The organism is Acinetobacter baylyi DSM 14961 = CIP 107474 (genome assembly GCF_000368685.1).
Lineage (GTDB): Bacteria > Pseudomonadota > Gammaproteobacteria > Pseudomonadales > Moraxellaceae > Acinetobacter > Acinetobacter baylyi.
The window spans coordinates 1264000-1281519 of the sequence record NZ_KB849628.1; the positions used below are offsets into that span (position 1 = coordinate 1264000).

Sequence of the window (17520 nt, forward strand, 5' to 3'; positions counted from 1 at the left end):
TGTCGTTGTGTGAAGTTGTGTTACGAGTTATTTTAATCAATCACCTTATAAAAATGTCATTTTTGCTGTTATTTTTACACCTTTTATGAAAAATATCTTACAAGTGATCATTTTTTGCAAGTATTTTGAGTTACCAATTTCCTTTCCCAAGCGGTTGTCCAATAAAATCATATCTTAAGGTGGAACGTGAAAATTTGATTGGGCAAGCAAGTTGAGGCTGAGTTTGATCACTCTCATGTGATAATGGTATGTCCACAATCCATTGACGCTCTTTGGCAAGAGGCGAGTTCAGTGCTTCTTCGAGATATAGCACAGGTTCCACACACAGATCTAATCCTGCAAAAATCTCCTGCCATTGTTGCCATGTCTTAGTTTTAATTTTTGCTTTGAGTGCAGCTTTAACCATTAGACGATCTTCATGATCAAAGGATGCTCCTTTTTCAAGTAAAATCGGAAGCTCAAGCACCATCGCTAAACCTTGCATAAATTGTGGTTCAAGACTTCCTATCGAAATATAACGATGATCTTGAGTCTGATAATAGTCATAAAAACTGCCACCATTAAGAATTTCTGTTTCTGGTTGTTGTTTCACATCTGCTGCCAAACTTGCTGCCGCAGACATCGCGTTTAAGCTTGCAGTACAATCTGTCATCGAAATATCAATATATTGCCCTATCCCACTTTGCGTACGTTCTAGCACTGCTGCCAGAATTGCAATCACTGCATGCAAAGAGCCACCCGCAACATCAGCAATTTGAATACCTAACGGTGGAGGACCATCTTCAAGGCGTCCACTATGACCCGCAACGCCAGAAAGTGCGAGATAATTAATATCATGTCCAGCTCGATCTTTATAAACACCTGTTTGACCATACCCTGTAATTGAACAGTAAATCAGGCGTGGATTGATCTTGGTTAACATTGCGTAATCAAGCCCCAGACGTTTCATGACATCTGGACGAAACTGCTCAATCACAATATCAAATTCTGAAATTCTAGATCTGATCAGCTCAATACTGGCTGGATCTTTGAGGTCAAGTGCAATCGACTGTTTATTGCGATTGAGATAGCTATGTGCCGTTGCCTGTCCATTGGCATAAGGCGGCATAATTCGAACCAGATCTGGTCGTGTTGGAGATTCAATATGTATGACTTCTGCGCCTAAATCTGCTAGATATAGCGTTGCAAAAGGACCAGGTAGCAAGGTTGAAAAATCGAGAACTTTTAATCCGTTTAATGGAGTTGTCATGTTTATCCTAGGCTTCGTTTATGTATTTTTATTCATATTAAAAACAGATAAAAGAGAGCACAATGTCATGTTCAGCCATTTACCTTGATCATTTCGGCAATTTAACATAAACAAAATGATTTACATCTGTTGTAAATCGCCAATCGAATATTATTTAAAGTCATTTAGGCCAACTGCAAGTGAACATAAAAGAGACTGACGGATTAAACGTAAACCGCGATACGATTAGTATTCATTTCGTCAACGCGGCTTTAACTGGCGTCAAACGCCTTGGAATGGATGTCGAAACCTTACTGTCTCATGTTGGAATTGAGGCAGAACTACTACGTCAACCTAAAGCTCGTATTTCACCAGAACAATATACTCGTTTTATTAAAATGCTGTGGATGGTGACTCAGGATGAGCACGTCGGCTTTGACATACAGCCACGTCGCCTGGGTACATTTGCCATTATGTGCCAATTAATTATTCATGCCAAAACACTTGGACAAGCATTAGAACTGTCTTCACAATTTTACAAGCTGTTTGGTGATGAGTGGTCTGTGACCTTAGAACGTGACAAGCATGAAGCTCGTTTGGTCCCACTTATTCCTAAAACACTTGATCCAGATCACTTTATTACAGAAAGCATGCTCATGATCTGGCATGGATTGGCGTCATGGCTGATTGAACGTCGCTTGCCTCTGGAACGTGTACACTTTAGTTACCCACGTCCTGCACATGCAGATGAGTATGATGCTTTATTTTTTGCACCCGTTATGCAATTTGATGCACCACGTACCGAGATCACGTTCGCTGCGGATTATTTAGATCTGCCTCTTCGCCAGGATGAACAGACACTAGAAGAATTTTTAAAGGCCGCACCTGCACAGTTATTAATCAAATTTAAAAATACCAACTCGCTGACCTCACGTATTCGTGAAGTTTTAAAAAGCCAGATTGGTGAAGAAATGCCGACCCTCAATGATGTTGCATCTATGCTGTATCTGTCACCACAAACGCTACGTCGTCGCCTTGCTGCCGAAGGCAAGAGCTATCAAGGCGTTAAAGATGCATTACGTCGTGATGCCGCAATTCACCTGTTGCTCAACCCAGATTTGACGCTTGAAGATGTTGCACAGCAGGTCGGCTTTAGTGAAACCAGTACTTTCCATCGTGCATTTAAAAAATGGACTGGCGTCACACCGGGTTTATATCGTCAATTACACGGTTATCATTAAATTTTACGAATTTAGAGTCTGGTTAAAACCCAGACTTTTTTATTGGTATTTTCAAAGACTGTCTAAAAATACTTTTGCCTGTTTCGGTGAAGTTAGACGAATAAATTGAATATGCCGATATTGAGGGTCATGCATCATATTCAAATACTTTTTTCTATTTTTAGCATAATGATTGATCATCCATAAAATAATTGAGTTTTTTGACAAAAAACTTTGCTTAAAACTTTCATAATTATTTGAATTTTCCCAAAGCGGTTCTTTAGTTATTATTCGACTAATCGCACGTTTAACAGAGCGATAAAAATTCAAAGTAAATGAATAATCTAGCCAAATCATCGTGTCTAGTTTATCGAGTTTTAAGTGCAGTGTTCTCGAATAATTACCATCTAACACCCAACCGTCTTTGGCAATATCCATCTTATTTTTTAGCTTTAAGAAAAACTCATCATCTGGCGTTTCTTGCCAACCATCCAACCAAAATAAATCATCCATTTCAATATGCGTCAAATTTAATTTTAGTGCCAGTTGTCGAGCAAATGTCGTTTTACCAGAAGCAGTCGTTCCAACAATATTGATAAATTTCATTATAATGAATGCATTATTTATAATGATGTAGTCTAATAAAAAACTGGCTTCTTATCCATTTTATTTAAATCTTAGAATTGGCAAAAAACATCATTTGTCTGATGACCTTCTCGTCATTGTCTTGTACTCAAAATCCACTACACTCAAAAGCATAAAAATATTTTAAGGCCATAAAAGGAAGAATGATGAGCGAGGCTTATATCATCGATGCCATCCGCACTCCTCGCGGAAAAGGAAAAAAAGATGGCTCACTTTATGAAGTAAAACCCATCACGTTACTCACAACATTACTGAATGAACTCCAGCAACGTCATCAACTGGATACAGCCAAAGTAGATGATATCGTTTTGGGTTGTGTGACGCCAATTGGTGATCAGGGTGGTGATATTGCCAAAACCGCTGCAATTGCCGCAGGTTGGAACGATGATGTGGCTGGGGTGCAAATCAACCGTTTCTGTGCATCGGGTCTGGAAGCAGTCAATCTGGCGGCTCAAAAAGTTCGTTCTGGTTGGGAAGATGTGGTGGTGGCTGGTGGTGTAGAGTCGATGTCACGAATTCCGATGGGTTCGGATGGTGGCCCTTGGGCACTTGATCCTGAAACAAATTTAAAGTCTTCTTTTGTGCCACAAGGGATTGGCGCTGACTTAATTGCAACACTGGATGGTTATAGTCGCGCAGATGTCGATGCTTTTGCAGTCAGTTCACAACAAAAGGCGGCGGCGGCTCAAGCCAATGGTTATTTCGATAAATCAATCGTGCCCGTAAAAGATCATTCAGGTGTGATGATTTTAGAAAAAGACGAATTTATCAAAGCCAATACCAGCGTTGAAGGTTTGGCAAAACTGAATGCCAGCTTTGAAATGATGGGGCAAATGGGCTTTGATGCGGTTGCCTTACAGAAATATCCAGAAGCGCAAAAAATTAACCATGTCCATCATGCGGGAAATTCATCGGGCATTGTAGATGGTGCTGCGGTGGTGTTATTGGCTTCTGAAAAAGCAGTGAAAGAGCAAGGTTTAAAACCTCGTGCAAAAGTTCTTGCAACTGCATTAGTCGGCACAGATCCAACCATTATGTTGACTGGCCCTGCCCCTGCAGCACGTAAAGCTTTACAAAAAGCCGGCTTAACTATTGACGATATCGATCTCTTTGAAGTGAACGAAGCCTTTGCAGCTGTGGTGATGCGTTTTATCAATGAATTACAGGTGCCAGAAGATAAAGTCAATGTGAACGGCGGTGCAATTGCCATGGGACATCCATTAGGTGCAACAGGCGCCATGATTTTAGGAACTCTACTGGATGAATTAGAACGTCAGGGTAAAAAACGGGGCTTAGCCACTTTATGTGTAGGCGGTGGTATGGGTATCGCGACGATCATTGAACGAGTGTAAGGAGAATCTCATGAGCGCTATTAAATACGAAAAAAACGCTGACAATATTGTAATTCTTACCCTTGATTCATCGGGTCAATCTGCAAATACCATGAATGCAGAATTTCGTGATGCTTTAAATGATGTCAGTCAAAAGCTCAAAGCTGAAACTGACTTGAAAGGGATTATTTTCCGTTCAGCCAAAAAAACCTTCTTTGCTGGTGGCGACTTAGATGAGCTGATTCAGGTTCAACCTGAACATGCCACTGAGTTTTTTAAAATGATTGAAAAGCTCAAAGCAGATTTGCGAACAATCGAGACTCTAGGTGTACCTGTGGTCGCGGCTTTAAATGGCACAGCACTTGGTGGCGGTTGGGAGTTAGCACTCGGCTGTCATTATCGTATTGCCATCAATGATCCTAAAAGCAAATTTGGTTTACCAGAAGTCACTTTAGGTCTACTTCCAGGTGGGGGTGGTATCGTCCGTATGGTACGTCTACTCGGTTTGCAAAATGCTTTTCCATTCTTAATGGAAGGTAAACAATTTGGTGTTGACCAAGCAAAATCTCTGGGATTAGTCCATGACACGGCTGAGAATCAACAAGAACTGTTAGATAAAGCAATTGTTTGGGTCAAAGCCAATCCGAAAAGTCAGCAGCCCTTCGATGTCAAAGGCTACAAAATTCCTGGTGGTGATCCTAAAACACCTGCTGTTGCACAAGTGCTTGCGATTGCCCCTGCCATGCTACGCGATAAAACCAAAGGCTGTTATCCTGCACCTGAAGCGATTATGGCAGCAGCGGTTGAAGGTGCTCAAGTGGATGTCGATACCGCGTTACGTATTGAATCCCGTTACTTTACTCAATTGGCTATCGGTCAAATTGCGAAAAATATGATTGGTACATTCTGGCATGGTCTAAATGCGATCAAGTCAGGTGCAAGCCGCCCTGCCGATGTTGCTAGATGGCAAGCCACTAAAGTCGGTGTATTGGGCGCAGGTATGATGGGTGCAGGTATTGCCTACTCAACCGCGATCAAAGGTATTCCTGTCATACTCAAAGATGTATCTGTAGAAAATGCAGAGAAAGGCAAAGCCTATTCGCAAAAGCTACTTGATAAACGTGTTTCACAAGGACGTATGACGGCGGAAAAACGTAATCAAGTCTTAGCGCTCATTACTGCTACCGCTGATGCAGCTGATTTACAAGGCTGTGATCTGATCATTGAAGCTGTATTTGAGAATCAAGAACTCAAAGCCAAGGTGACGCAAGAAGCTGAACAGTATTTAGCTGAAGGTGGCATTTTTGCATCAAATACCTCCACACTCCCCATCACAGGATTAGCAACGGCAAGTAAAGATGCCAAGAACTTTATTGGGCTACATTTCTTTAGCCCTGTCGATAAAATGCAATTGGTAGAAATCATTAAAGGCAAACAAACTTCTGCCGAAACATTGGCTAAAGCCTATGACTTTGTCCAACAAATTGCGAAAACCCCCATCGTGGTGAATGACAGTCGGGGCTTCTTTACCAGTCGCGTTTTTGGAACATTTATTCAAGAAGGTATGCGCTTACTGGCTGAAGGTGTACACCCAGCAAAAATTGAAATGGCAGCACTCAAAGCGGGTATGCCTGTGGGGCCACTTGCGATTCAGGATGAAGTCTCTTTAACTTTAACTGAACATGTTGCAAGCGAAACGCGCAAAGCACTGCAAGCTGAAGCTAAAGACTTAGCGAAAACTCCTGTTGATGAAGTGGTTCACACCATGATTCACGAGCTCAATCGCAAAGGTAAAGCTGCTGGTGCAGGTTTTTATGAGTATCCAGAGCATGGCAAAAAGCACTTATGGCAAGGTCTTGACCGCTGGCAAAAAGATCATGATATTTCCGAACAGGAGATGATTGACCGCTTCTTGTTTGTTCAGGCACTGGACACTTTACGCTGCTATGAAGAAGGTGTACTTGAGTCTGTGATTGATGCCAATGTCGGTTCGATTTTTGGCATTGGTTTTGCCCCATGGACAGGGGGTGCTATTCAGTTCTTAAATCAAAACGGAATTGAGAGGTCACTGCAACGTTCAGAGGAATTGGCTCAAAAATATGGTGAACGTTTTAATCCACCACCGTATCTCAAAGAGAAAGCTCAGCAAAAACAAATCATTCAATAATTGTTATTTTCTATCACTCACTCCTGCCCTAGATTTAGGCAGGAGTTGCATCTATTTGAATCATCTTGATTTTAATTTTTAAAATTTTCTCTCGTTATTTTATGTTATAACACTTTTTTATTTTTTCTTTATTTTGACGGCTGGGCTCATTTATGCGTAAATCATCTTCTGGCAATGATTCAGAATCTACCGCGTTGGGTTGGAAGTTTGTCATCATTGTCGGCATCATCACCACGATTTTTTTTACATTTCTCTATTTAGCGATGTCGAGTGAACCTGATTACATGCCAAATCAAGAGAATCAGCGGAGTGCTTCAAAGCCCAATGTTGAAGCATCGGTTTCATCACAGAATGCAACATTATCTGCGTCTCAACCTCAGCATCAATAATTCCGAGTCAAAATCGTGTCAAGCAATCAACGTAATGCACTTGTGGTTGAAGGCGGTGGTATGCGCGGTGCTTTTACCGCGGGTGTACTCGACGCCTTTCTAGAAAAGCAGTTTAATCCTTTTGATCTTTATGTCGGTGTTTCGTCGGGTTCAACCAATCTTGCCAATTATTTGGCAGGCCAGAAAGGACGTACTCTTAATTTTTACATCGATCATTCACTTCGCCCAGAATTTATCAGTTATAAACGATTTTTAAAGGGTGGAGATCTCATGGATCTTGCATGGATGTGGCAAGTAGGTGAATTAGAACATCCACTTGATCGGCAAGCACTCTTTGAGAAAAATCCTGATTTTTATATGGTACTCACCCATGCTCTCAATGGGCGGGCAGAATACCTACGTGCAGGTAAAGACAATTTGCTCAATGCCTTACGTGCTTCGAGTACCATTCCAGTTTTGACACGCCAACCTGTAGACATTATGGGTGAGCCGTATTTTGATGGTGGCGTCGCAGATGCATTACCTGTGCGCTGGGCGGCGAGTCAGCTCGATGTGAGCAAGCTCATGGTGATTCGCACTCGCCCACAGCAATATTTTAAAGCCAGCAGCCGAGGCGATCAATTTTTGGCGAAATACATGGTAAGCAATCATCAGGGCTTTGCGCTGAGTCTAAAAGAACGCTGCTCTCGCTATAACGATTCGGTACATTTTTTACGCCAGCCTGCACAACAGCAGATACTCGAAATCTGTATGCCCAATCAAAAAGGGCTCGCCAATCGCTTATGCAAAGACCGCAAAAAGCTGCAATATACTTATCAGGTGGGTATGGAAACAGGCTTTGCTGCTATAGAGCAATGGCAATCACTTAAATAAGCGCATGCCATTATGCAATGAAGATCAGATCGATTGGTTCTGATCTTTCCAAAATACCAGCCGATTAGAAAATGGATCATGGATGGATACTTCCAGATTCCCCCAAGGAACCGTCTCAATCTGTGGTTTTGCATAAGCATAATTCTGCTCTGTGAGCTGCTGGGCAAACTGCTCAAGATCGGGCATATGTAAACGCACCAGAGCACCTGGCGAACAATCTCCATAATGCTCGGTGAGATGCAGGCAATATTGATCCTTTGAAAGTTGCATATATAACGGGAAATTTTCTTCAAACTGATGTGTCCAATCCAGTTTAAAGCCTAGAAAATCCAGATAAAAATTCTTGGCTTTATCTACGTCAAAAATACGTAGAACAGGAATAATAGATTGATGGTTTTCCATAATTATTCGTCTTTTTCCCAAAATTTCCATCTTGGTTTGGATGGACACTGATAGGCATGTTGAGTCATCTGCACAAATTGATTTTCATCAAGGTCATACACCTTGAATATACATTGATCATTACGTTTTTCACCAGATATTTCATAAGAATGACCTGGCTGAGGTATAAAAAAGCCCTGCGCATGATCACAAGATTGAATCAATTGCGCGGAATGCGTGGAATCTTGCTGAGGTGTCGAATCAATAATAAAACCATATAAACTCACGGGTTGTTTCGCAGCAACCACATATTCATGATAACTCACCATTTGGTACGTATTTAAATTTCCCTCAACCTGTTTTTGCAAAGGTGTTCTTGGCATTCCGATACTATAATTTAGATTTATTCTCGCCATTGCCTTCAATGCCGTCCAAGTCCCTTCCTCTCGACTCAAATATTCTCGCATCGGTTTGCTTTGTATCTCGCACTCATAACGGTGTTGAAAATAGATTTTTTTACCGTTTTGACCATATAACCGAATGCGTGCTTCGGTAGATGGATTGTAAGGTAGGTTTATTTTTTGCGTTAAAGGATGCGTTTTTTCATTGGCGTACACAACTGACGGAATCAGCATCATCCAGCATCCGAAGGATAATAAGATGTTCTTTTTCATATTACTTCATCCTTGTACATACAATGAGGATCGTAAGTAGCAATACAATCCATCATGATTTTTATCTAATCTTGTCAATTACATCTTATCTAACATTCCTCATCATGATTGGAAGATGAATCCAGATTCAAATACATCTCTATATGAGGAATGCCACAATCAAGGTATTCCTCACCTTGGAGGCTAAATCCTAATACCTCATAAAACCCGATAGCATGAATTTGAGCAGATAAAATTAAAAAAGGGAGTTTAAGCTTTTTGGCATGATCGATAATAAATTTCATCAATGCCAAACCAATCCCCTGTCCACGATAAGCTTTGAGTACTGCAACCCGTCCAATACTGTGATTTTGCAGGAGTCTTGCCGTCGCTATAGCCTGATTAGCATCAAAAACAATAAAATGTAGTGATCTATCATCTTCCAGGTCCCATTCTTCAGATTCTGGAATATGTTGCTCAAGTATAAATACCTGCTCACGAATGAACCTTGCATCTGCTTGTAGCATCTGCCAAGAACCTACCCGAATCTCTTGATCTATCACCAATTAAAACTCACTTTGATTTAACATTTACATCCAACATTATCAATGGTGATCTGGTCTTGTAATAATAATTCCAGTGTTTGCTTTTGAATACCGTACATCTGTTTGAGTGCCTGAATCTGCTCTAAAATTTGTGGATCTGGCTGTTGAATAGTTTGACGTTTGGTCGCAAGAATCATTTTATTTTTACTGGTATGTTCCAGTGACACAAATTCAAATACTTTAACGTCATAACCATAGGCTTTAAGTAATAATGCACGTAAAGTATCAGTCAGCATTTCAGCCTGCTGCCCTGCATGAATACCAAATTGCAGCATCGGTTTAAGCACTTTCGGGCTTTGGAGCTGTGGACGTAATTCCTTGTGACAACACGGCGCGCACATGATCATCGATGCATTTAAACGAATACCCGTATGAATTGCAAAATCAGTGGCGACATCGCAGGCATGTAGTGCAATCATGACATCCAGATGTTCAGGCGCATAAGTTCTGACATCTCCTTCAAAAAAATCGAGATGATCAAAACCTGCTTTTTTGGCAACATCTTCACAGAACTCCACCAGATTAGAACGTAGCTCGACGCCCGTCATTTGGGGTGCTGTACGGGTTTGTTGCTGCAAATAATCATACAGTGCAAAGGTTAAATATCCTTTACCCGAACCAAAATCGACGATCTTAATCGAATCATCCTTGAGTTCGATTTGTTCATATGCATGTGAGAAAATTTCAATAAACTTGTTAATCTGTTTCCACTTGCGGGCCATGGCAGGAATGATGTTGCCGTTTGGCTCTGTAATACCTAAATACTGTAAAAAAGGTGCCATTGTATCAATATAACGCTGCTTCTCCCGATTATGCTGCTGTCCTACATTGTTATTGTATTTTTCGGCAGACAATTGTTGCACATTCAACATGGCCTTTTTCTTGTTCTTTTTCAGTTGCGCCTCAATAACACTGCCAAACAAATTGGCTTGTTTACAATTGGCGATTAATGTCTCTATTACCCCTATCGCATCATTCAGATCATAATTCTTAGTCACGTCTTTAGTGGTGTAGTGGTACAAGGCACTCAATTTAAATTGTTGCTGCAATTCAACCATACGAAAGGTAACTTTCTCCAGCTCTGGTTCTGTTCCTTTATATTGACTCAATACCAGACGGTCAAACTGCTGATTTTGAATTGTTTGCTGAGTTAATTCGAGAAACTGTTGTTGTTGTGAAAAATCAGGAGTCTGAACGGACATAACGGAAAACCTTGTTTATTTGCCCCTACAGTTTAAAACGACTTACTTTAAAAACAAAATTGAATTACTATACAACTGTATTTTTAATAAAACTTATAATCAAATGACACAATATCCGATTCAGGACTACGATCCCTTTGAAGAACAACTCAATGCATGGAGTCATGCGCTTGGAGCAATACTTGCTGCAATTGGCGCAATTTTACTCGTGCTCAAGGGCTTTCCTCTTCCGCTTGGGCAATGGATCGGACTCATTGTATATGCACTCAGTCTGGTTTTATTATTTAGCAGTTCAACGCTCTACCATTTTGCTAAAACGCCTGAAAAGAGACATTGGTATAAGAAACTGGATCACACCGCGATTTATTATCTCATTGCGGGTACATATACGCCCTTTTTGAGTATTGCACTGCCAACTGCCAAAGCACATTATCTTTTAATTGCGCTTTGGGTCATCGCCTTAATAGGGACCTTATTTAAACTGGTGTTTATTCATCGTTTTCAAAAAATTTCGCTGCTTGCCTATCTGGTCATGGGCTGGCTGGCGGTACTGGTGATGGATGACATGCGTCAGTTTTTAAGTTCAGATACACTTTATTTACTGATACTAGGTGGTCTTGCTTATACGGTTGGAGCATTGTTTTATGCCTTAAAAAAGGTAAGATATACCCATGCTATCTGGCATCTCTTTGTACTTTTAGGCGCAGGATTACACTTCTTGGCCATCTATTGGTACGTGATCTAGTTCATTGTATACAGCCACAGCCACCCTGAATCCGTATTTCAATGACATGAAACTGTCGCTACTTTTTTAAGAAATTACCGCTTTTTTAAAAAATTACGCTTCCAAAAACGAATTTTTATTTTAAGAAGTGTAAGGTTTATTATGACGTCAACAACGACTACAGCATCACCAGAAATTGCTACTAACTCAAAAACTCGGGTTTTATTTGCCAGCCTTGTGGGTACCACGATTGAGTTTTTTGATTTTTATATCTATGCCACGGCCGCAGTTCTGATTTTTCCACATCTATTTTTTCCAGCCAGTAGTGGCAGCGCTGCTGTACTCCAGTCTTTAGCCACCTTTGCAATCGCGTTTATTGCTCGTCCTATTGGTGCTGCATTGTTCGGTCATCTGGGCGACCGTATTGGTCGTAAAGCCACGTTAGTTGCAGCACTCTTGACGATGGGCGTTTCGACAGTCTGTATTGGTCTACTTCCCAGTTATGCACAAATTGGGATTGTCGCACCATTATTACTGGCATTATGTCGTTTAGGTCAAGGCTTGGGTTTAGGAGGTGAATGGAGTGGAGCCGTTCTGTTAGCCACTGAAAATGCACCTGAAGGTAAACGTGCATGGTATGGCATGTTCCCTCAGCTTGGTGCGCCGATTGGATTTATCTTGGCGACGGGTTCATTCCTATTGCTGGGTGTATTGATGTCTGATCAAGCATTTATGCAGTGGGGCTGGCGTATTCCTTTTGTCGCCAGTGCAATTTTGGTGATTGTGGGTCTTTATATCCGTTTAAAACTTCATGAAACACCAGCCTTTCAGAAAGTGCTGGATAAACAAAAAGAAGTGAATATTCCTTTTAAAGAAGTTATCACCAAACACTTTCCAAAGCTGGTTCTCGGTACGATTGCTGCCATTTGTACTTTTGTGGTGTTTTATCTGACAACAGTGTTTGCACTGAATTGGGGAACCACCAAGTTAGGCTATTCACGTGGTGAGTTTTTAGAATTACAACTGATTGCTACCCTTTGTTTTGCCGCATTTATCCCCCTTTCTGCAATTTTTGCAGAAAAATTTGGTCGTAAGCTCACTTCAATTAGTATATGTGCGCTCGCTGCGGTGTTTGGACTATTCTTTTCGGATATGTTGGCCTCTGGCAATACCTTTGTAGTGTTCCTGTTTTTATGTACAGGGCTTTCTATCATGGGGTTGACCTATGGTCCAATTGGCACCGTGTTGTCAGAATTATTTCCAACGTCAGTACGTTATACAGGTTCTGCACTCACCTTTAACTTGGCAGGCATATTTGGTGCATCTTTTGCCCCCCTGATTGCGACCAAGCTTGCTGAAGCGTATGGCTTACAAGCGGTGGGATATTATCTCTCTGCGGCTGCTATTTTGTCCTTGATTGCGTTCTTATTGATTCGGGAAACCAAAGATCAGGATGTCAACAACCAGATCTAATCATTCAAAAACCAGCACATGCTGGTTTTTTTATATCGATACAAAAAGGCACTGTTTTCCCTGATCATTGTTTTGAACAATAATATCAACGCATCAATAATGACCACAATAATATGCAACTACTGACCCCAAAACAGCGCAAGGATGCCTCCAAATTGATCCAGCATGGTCAAAAAATTGCTGCGGTCAAATATATTAGGGACCATACACAATGCTCCTTGCAGCATGCAAAAATGCTGGCAGATCAAATCGAGCAGCAGCCTGAGATTTTACCCTCTATGCCATCTGGCACCACACCCGATATTGCTTCAATCTCTCGACTTAATGACACTCAACTGGATAAACTGCTTAAACTCATTGAAAACGGCGAAAAGATTAAAGCCATCAAATATCTGGTTGATCACGGTGGTTATTCCTTGCAAGACGCCAAGCAAGCGGTGGATATGATCGAACAGGATTCAGATCATATCGACTTATGGTTGGAAGCAGATCTCACCTCACCGTCGTCATCTCTGGAGTATCAAAGAGTACGGATCGACTATGGCAAACGCATGATGTACGTTATTAATGCAAATGGCCAGCAAGAGCAGATTGATGAACATCATCCTCAGTGGGATCAGATCATGCAGCAGTTTTATAGTCGAACCTATCCAACTCTAGAGGCATGTTTTATTGACCTGATCAAGCGTCGAGATGAAGTACAAGATTCACCTGCTTTGCCTTTACCTATATCAAACAATAGCAGTGGTCACCCGAATACATTTACACCCCGACCTACCATGCCCTCACAGATGCATGGCATTGAAGATCAGACCCAAAAAAGAGATTTTTCTAAATTTATTTTACTGTTTTGCATTGGGCTGGTGATGATTGCAATTCTTTTCTGGATGACCTGATGGCGTAAATCCTTATCATTAAATTAACTCAATAATATCAATGGTCGGCGGCACACGAAACCGAAATGGAATACCGACCATGCCTGTGCCCACAGTCACAAAAACATCTGCATGCTCATGCTCATAAAAGCCTTTTTTATGTCCCAGAATAGATACTTTTTTCATGATATAACTGGTGACCCACGGCAATTCAATCTGCCCACCATGAGTATGCCCAGAAAGCATCAAGGGCCGACTCGGTAAATCTGGCACCATATCGACAGTATCTGGATTATGCGACAAAATCAGCCAAGGTTTGTCTTGTGGTAACTCTGGCATAAAACGCATATCTGTTTTACCTGCCCACAAGTCGCCAATTCCAATCAGACGGAACTCATCAAACTCAACTATTTTACCTTCGATATCCATGACCTGATTGGCCTCCAGTGCATCCTTCAATAATCTCTGAATCGGAGGGCCTGGATATTGCTCATCATGATTACCTGGGACCGAATAAACAGGGGCCTGTATTTTTCGTAGCATTTCCAGTTCTTGAACCAAGGTATTTTCAGGTTCATAGGTCCAGTCACCCGCAACCACCACAATATCTGGCTGTACCTGATTAAGCTTCTCTACAATGATGCTTAACTGGCGTTCATGCCCAGAAAATAGTCCAATATGCAAATCTGCAATGAGCGCGACCTTAACAGGTTTTACAAAGGGTTGAGCTGGATTCAGTCGATACTGATGATGACGCACATGGACCATATGGGGCTCAATAAAACGAGCATAAATCAGTAACACACTGAGTAAAAAAATAAATACGGCCTGATGAATGGAATAATATTCTGTCCAGCCTGCATAAATACTAAAAATCGCCAATGGATAAAGTAGATAAGACAAATAAAATACGAGCAAATGTACAAATGCTTTAAATGGATGTATGGTTTCGGTACGGGATTGGCTCAGCCAAGCTTGTGCAATCGCCCAAAGCGCTAAAAGCACAAAACTTAAATAGAAGTAAAAAATAATTGAATTAAAATTCCACATACCAGCTCTCAAGGAAATACATTCGTAACAATCGACTACAGCATTTCATTTATTTATCTTTAGATGTATACGAATTATACTCTAGCCCCTCTTATTGTCTGAGTACATTATGGCGAAAACATCCACTATCTTCTCACAACATCGCAAATCTATGACAAAACAACACGCAATAAGACATTGTATGCTGACATTGAGTCTAGTCACCGTGGTGGGAATCAATGGATGCAGTACCCTTCCAAAACATGGTCCAGAAGTAACTCAATATGCGTATGATATTGATACATCACAGACCTCACTCGCACAAATCATTACGCCATTAAAACAACAAAATCTAGGCTTAACTGGATACCATATGCTGTATGAACCCCTTGAAGCGCTGGCTGCTCGCCTCAGATTAATCGATAAGGCAGAAAAAACCCTCGATCTACAATATTACATCTGGGATAACGATAAAATTGGCGCGTTAGCATTACATGCCCTGATCCGTGCCGCAGATCGTGGGGTAAAAGTCCGTCTCTTGATCGATGACAACAACGCCAAACAGATCGAAGGTGTCTTACTCGCCTTGTCCCAGCATCAGAATATTGAAGTCAAACTGTTTAATCCTTATCGCTTCCGTAAATACCGTGCAATGGACATGATTCTGGATTTAAAACGTATCAATCGGCGTATGCATAACAAAAGCTTTATTGCAGACAATCAGGTTGCGCTCATTGGCGGGCGCAACATGACCAATCAGTACTACAATGTTAGTGATAATTATCAGTTTTCAGACGTTGATGTTTTACTGGTTGGGGCTGCTGTCGATGATATCGTCAAATCATTTGATGACTACTGGAACGATGAATATGCCTATTCGGTTCAAAACATCGTCAACCCCGAACAGCATCGCTTACGTTATCAAAGTCTAAAGCAACAGCTTGATGATTATTATCAGGAAGTGACCGTACAAAATTATCTGGATCTGACCACACGCTCACATGCTTTTGATCAATGGCTCAATAACAATATCCAGCTTGATTGGGTCAAAGCGACAGTGGTCAAAGACGCTCCCGATAAAATTCGTGCCAAAGCCAACAAAGAACAACATCTCAATTTTCAGCTCATCAAACATCTTGAAAAGCCAGAAGATAACGTCGATCTCATCTCTGCCTATTTTGTTCCAGAAAAACAGGGGGCCAAACATTTGAGTGATATGGCACAGGATGGCATTAAAGTACGTGTTCTGACCAACTCCTTTAAAGCCAACGATGTCCCTGTGGTCCATGCGTTTTATGCCAAATATCGTCAGGAACTTCTGGAAAATGGCGTGCAACTTTATGAGTTTTTACCCACACTTGAAAAAGAAGAACTGGACAAATATACCGATGAACTGGTTAAAAAAGCCAAGGTCAGTATTAAAGGGCTTAGCCGCTCTAGTTTACATGCCAAGATGATGGCATTAGATCAGAAACAAGTGTTTATTGGATCCTTTAACTTTGACCCACGTTCGGCCTATCTCAATACCGAAATAGGCGTCATCCTGAATAGTCCACCATTAGCGATGGCCGTACATCAGACGATGGATCAACAACTGACCCACTATGCTTATAAATTGGTACTAGATGCCAATCACAAAATTAATTGGTATCGGCAGACATCCACTGGTACCAAAATCTATACCAAAGAACCCCGCATGAAATGGTGGCAAAAAGCTGGAATTAAGTTGATTTCATGGCTGCCTATTGAAGGTTTCATGTAATATTTTTCGATTTTACTGTCAGTTGATGTAGTTTAAGTAATCCTTGTTGCATTTTTTCCTGTACTTCAGCCGTCAGTGTTTGAGTGGTGTGCCCTTCAACTGAAATTGGGGCTAAAGCCATCAAATGTGCAGTGACCTTCGGCATTTCCAATACATTTTTAACATGCTCAACAAAAGAGATATCTCCAATAAACGGCGCGATCATATCGAGTTCTCCTTGTTGATTAACATAACAAATCAAACAGATTTGCACAGGTTTCTGCGCTTCGATAGCCGCTCCCAGAATACGTCCATGAATTCGCTTGACCGTAGTTCCATCCGTGGTCGTGGCTTCTGGAAAAAATAACACTGGAATATCTTTCTTTAAAAAAGACGTAATTTGTTCACGGATACGGATCGAATCTCCAGAACCACGCTGAATAAATAAGGTACCACCACCTTTTGCGAGCTTACCCAGTATTGGCCATTTTTCTACTTCAGCTTTAGATAAAAAGAATACCCGTGCTCCAGATCCGAGTACGGCAATATCTAACCATGAAATATGATTACTGACCCACAATGCAGGCTGACGAGGGATATCTCCGTGTACACGAACTTCCAGATTAAATACATGACATAAACGACGACAGAAATACTGAACATAACGTGTATTGGCAGGGTTATTTGGATGCTTGTAAAGCCCATGCCGATAGACCAGATAGAATCCCTCTCCCACAACCCCCAGACTTAAGGCAAATTTTTTGGCATATAACGAAAATCTAGTCAGCGGATTTAACGATGAAGTCGAAGCAGAAGTGTGTTCAGTCATAAAAATCATCATAGAGATTAGGTGCAATCATTCTATAACGATCAGACCGATCTTGCATTGATGATAAAAACCGAACATGACCATAAATAAATTCAATTTTAATTCTTTTTATCAATCAAATATTATTATTTTATCGAAATTAAAGATCAAAAAAA

17 protein-coding genes are annotated in these 17520 nt (G+C 41.1%); 9 read left to right on the plus strand and 8 right to left on the minus strand.

Annotated features, from left to right (window positions below; translation table 11 throughout):
• Window positions 1-130 precede the first annotated feature (130 nt).
• Window positions 131-1249, minus strand: a complete 1119-nt coding sequence (locus F952_RS15240; RefSeq protein WP_004929614.1) for a CaiB/BaiF CoA transferase family protein — start codon at window positions 1247-1249, stop codon at window positions 131-133.
• A 179-nt stretch (window positions 1250-1428) separates the two neighbouring features.
• On the opposite strand from F952_RS15240, the gene F952_RS15245 reads away from it, so the two are divergent.
• The gene (locus tag F952_RS15245) at window positions 1429-2469 is read left to right on the plus strand and encodes an AraC family transcriptional regulator (RefSeq protein WP_004929617.1); all 1041 of its coding nucleotides are present in this window, start codon (window positions 1429-1431) and stop codon (window positions 2467-2469) included.
• A 51-nt stretch (window positions 2470-2520) separates the two neighbouring features.
• Here the strand turns inward: F952_RS15245 and F952_RS15250 are convergent, their stop codons facing one another.
• Window positions 2521-3054: a P-loop NTPase family protein gene (locus tag F952_RS15250; protein WP_004929618.1), complete on the minus strand. Its 534-nt coding sequence runs from the start codon at window positions 3052-3054 to the stop codon at window positions 2521-2523.
• Between the two features lie 185 nt (window positions 3055-3239).
• Here F952_RS15250 and F952_RS15255 point away from each other — a divergent pair, with 185 nt between their 5' ends.
• The 4 genes from F952_RS15255 (at window position 3240) to F952_RS15270 (ending at window position 7853) form a co-directional block, all read left to right on the plus strand.
• A complete protein-coding gene (locus F952_RS15255) occupies window positions 3240-4445 on the plus strand; it encodes an acetyl-CoA C-acetyltransferase (RefSeq protein WP_004929619.1) in 1206 nt (401 codons plus the stop codon).
• 10 nt (window positions 4446-4455) lie between these two features.
• Window positions 4456-6591, plus strand: a complete 2136-nt coding sequence (locus F952_RS15260) for a 3-hydroxyacyl-CoA dehydrogenase NAD-binding domain-containing protein (protein ID WP_004929620.1) — start codon at window positions 4456-4458, stop codon at window positions 6589-6591.
• 152 nt (window positions 6592-6743) lie between these two features.
• Entirely contained in the window at window positions 6744-6980 is a 237-nt protein-coding gene (locus tag F952_RS15265; RefSeq protein WP_004929621.1) for a hypothetical protein, read from the plus strand.
• 15 nt (window positions 6981-6995) lie between these two features.
• Window positions 6996-7853 (plus strand): patatin-like phospholipase family protein, encoded by an 858-nt coding sequence (locus F952_RS15270; RefSeq protein ID WP_004929622.1) that lies wholly within the window; start codon window positions 6996-6998, stop codon window positions 7851-7853.
• Window positions 7854-7877: 24 nt separating this feature from the next.
• Here F952_RS15270 and F952_RS15275 read toward each other — a convergent pair whose 3' ends face one another.
• From F952_RS15275 to F952_RS15290, 4 genes are all read right to left on the minus strand, one after another.
• Window positions 7878-8255 (minus strand): glyoxalase superfamily protein, encoded by a 378-nt coding sequence (locus F952_RS15275; protein WP_004929623.1) that lies wholly within the window; start codon window positions 8253-8255, stop codon window positions 7878-7880.
• A 2-nt stretch (window positions 8256-8257) separates the two neighbouring features.
• On the minus strand, window positions 8258-8908 hold the full coding sequence (locus F952_RS15280; RefSeq protein ID WP_004929625.1) for a hypothetical protein: 651 nt from the start codon (window positions 8906-8908) through the stop codon (window positions 8258-8260).
• 89 nt (window positions 8909-8997) lie between these two features.
• The gene (locus F952_RS15285) at window positions 8998-9414 is read right to left on the minus strand and encodes a GNAT family N-acetyltransferase (protein WP_050816571.1); all 417 of its coding nucleotides are present in this window, start codon (window positions 9412-9414) and stop codon (window positions 8998-9000) included.
• Between the two features lie 56 nt (window positions 9415-9470).
• The gene (locus F952_RS15290) at window positions 9471-10694 is read right to left on the minus strand and encodes a class I SAM-dependent methyltransferase (protein ID WP_004929627.1); all 1224 of its coding nucleotides are present in this window, start codon (window positions 10692-10694) and stop codon (window positions 9471-9473) included.
• Window positions 10695-10797: 103 nt separating this feature from the next.
• Here F952_RS15290 and trhA point away from each other — a divergent pair, with 103 nt between their 5' ends.
• The 3 genes from trhA to F952_RS15305 all read left to right on the plus strand — a co-directional run bounded on the left by trhA (window position 10798) and on the right by F952_RS15305 (window position 13787).
• Entirely contained in the window at window positions 10798-11439 is a 642-nt protein-coding gene (trhA, locus tag F952_RS15295) for a PAQR family membrane homeostasis protein TrhA (RefSeq protein WP_004929628.1), read from the plus strand.
• Window positions 11440-11580: 141 nt separating this feature from the next.
• Window positions 11581-12891, plus strand: coding sequence for an MFS transporter (locus F952_RS15300; RefSeq protein WP_004929630.1), 1311 nt, complete (start codon window positions 11581-11583; stop codon window positions 12889-12891).
• A gap of 113 nt (window positions 12892-13004) precedes the next feature.
• Window positions 13005-13787: a hypothetical protein gene (locus F952_RS15305; RefSeq protein ID WP_004929631.1), complete on the plus strand. Its 783-nt coding sequence runs from the start codon at window positions 13005-13007 to the stop codon at window positions 13785-13787.
• Between the two features lie 18 nt (window positions 13788-13805).
• Here F952_RS15305 and F952_RS15310 read toward each other — a convergent pair whose 3' ends face one another.
• A complete protein-coding gene (locus F952_RS15310) occupies window positions 13806-14816 on the minus strand; it encodes a metallophosphoesterase (protein ID WP_004929634.1) in 1011 nt (336 codons plus the stop codon).
• Between the two features lie 181 nt (window positions 14817-14997).
• On the opposite strand from F952_RS15310, the gene F952_RS15315 reads away from it, so the two are divergent.
• Window positions 14998-16557 carry a phospholipase D family protein gene (locus tag F952_RS15315; protein ID WP_011182667.1) on the plus strand — a complete coding sequence of 520 codons (1560 nt, stop codon included), beginning with the start codon at window positions 14998-15000 and terminating at the stop codon, window positions 16555-16557.
• On the opposite strand, the gene F952_RS15320 is transcribed toward F952_RS15315, so the two are convergent.
• Window positions 16550-17365 (minus strand): lysophospholipid acyltransferase family protein, encoded by an 816-nt coding sequence (locus F952_RS15320; protein ID WP_011182668.1) that lies wholly within the window; start codon window positions 17363-17365, stop codon window positions 16550-16552. The genes F952_RS15315 and F952_RS15320 overlap by 8 nt on opposite strands.
• Window positions 17366-17520 lie beyond the last annotated feature (155 nt).

Bases quoted from the DNA above. Each gene is read 5' to 3' on its own strand.
- F952_RS15260 (WP_004929620.1), top strand. From the start codon at position 4,456: ATGAGCGCTATTAAATACGAAAAAAACGCTGACAATATTGTAATTCTT.
- F952_RS15275 (WP_004929623.1), bottom strand. From the start codon at position 8,255: ATGGAAAACCATCAATCTATTATTCCTGTTCTACGTATTTTTGACGTA.
- F952_RS15310 (WP_004929634.1), bottom strand. From the start codon at position 14,816: ATGTGGAATTTTAATTCAATTATTTTTTACTTCTATTTAAGTTTTGTG.
- F952_RS15240 (WP_004929614.1), bottom strand. From the start codon at position 1,249: ATGACAACTCCATTAAACGGATTAAAAGTTCTCGATTTTTCAACCTTG.
- F952_RS15280 (WP_004929625.1), bottom strand. From the start codon at position 8,908: ATGAAAAAGAACATCTTATTATCCTTCGGATGCTGGATGATGCTGATT.
- F952_RS15255 (WP_004929619.1), top strand. From the start codon at position 3,240: ATGAGCGAGGCTTATATCATCGATGCCATCCGCACTCCTCGCGGAAAA.
- F952_RS15300 (WP_004929630.1), top strand. From the start codon at position 11,581: ATGACGTCAACAACGACTACAGCATCACCAGAAATTGCTACTAACTCA.
- F952_RS15305 (WP_004929631.1), top strand. From the start codon at position 13,005: ATGCAACTACTGACCCCAAAACAGCGCAAGGATGCCTCCAAATTGATC.
- F952_RS15250 (WP_004929618.1), bottom strand. From the start codon at position 3,054: ATGAAATTTATCAATATTGTTGGAACGACTGCTTCTGGTAAAACGACA.
- F952_RS15290 (WP_004929627.1), bottom strand. From the start codon at position 10,694: ATGTCCGTTCAGACTCCTGATTTTTCACAACAACAACAGTTTCTCGAA.
- trhA (WP_004929628.1), top strand. From the start codon at position 10,798: ATGACACAATATCCGATTCAGGACTACGATCCCTTTGAAGAACAACTC.
- F952_RS15320 (WP_011182668.1), bottom strand. From the start codon at position 17,365: ATGACTGAACACACTTCTGCTTCGACTTCATCGTTAAATCCGCTGACT.
- F952_RS15285 (WP_050816571.1), bottom strand. From the start codon at position 9,414: ATGCTACAAGCAGATGCAAGGTTCATTCGTGAGCAGGTATTTATACTT.
- F952_RS15315 (WP_011182667.1), top strand. From the start codon at position 14,998: ATGCTGACATTGAGTCTAGTCACCGTGGTGGGAATCAATGGATGCAGT.
- F952_RS15265 (WP_004929621.1), top strand. From the start codon at position 6,744: ATGCGTAAATCATCTTCTGGCAATGATTCAGAATCTACCGCGTTGGGT.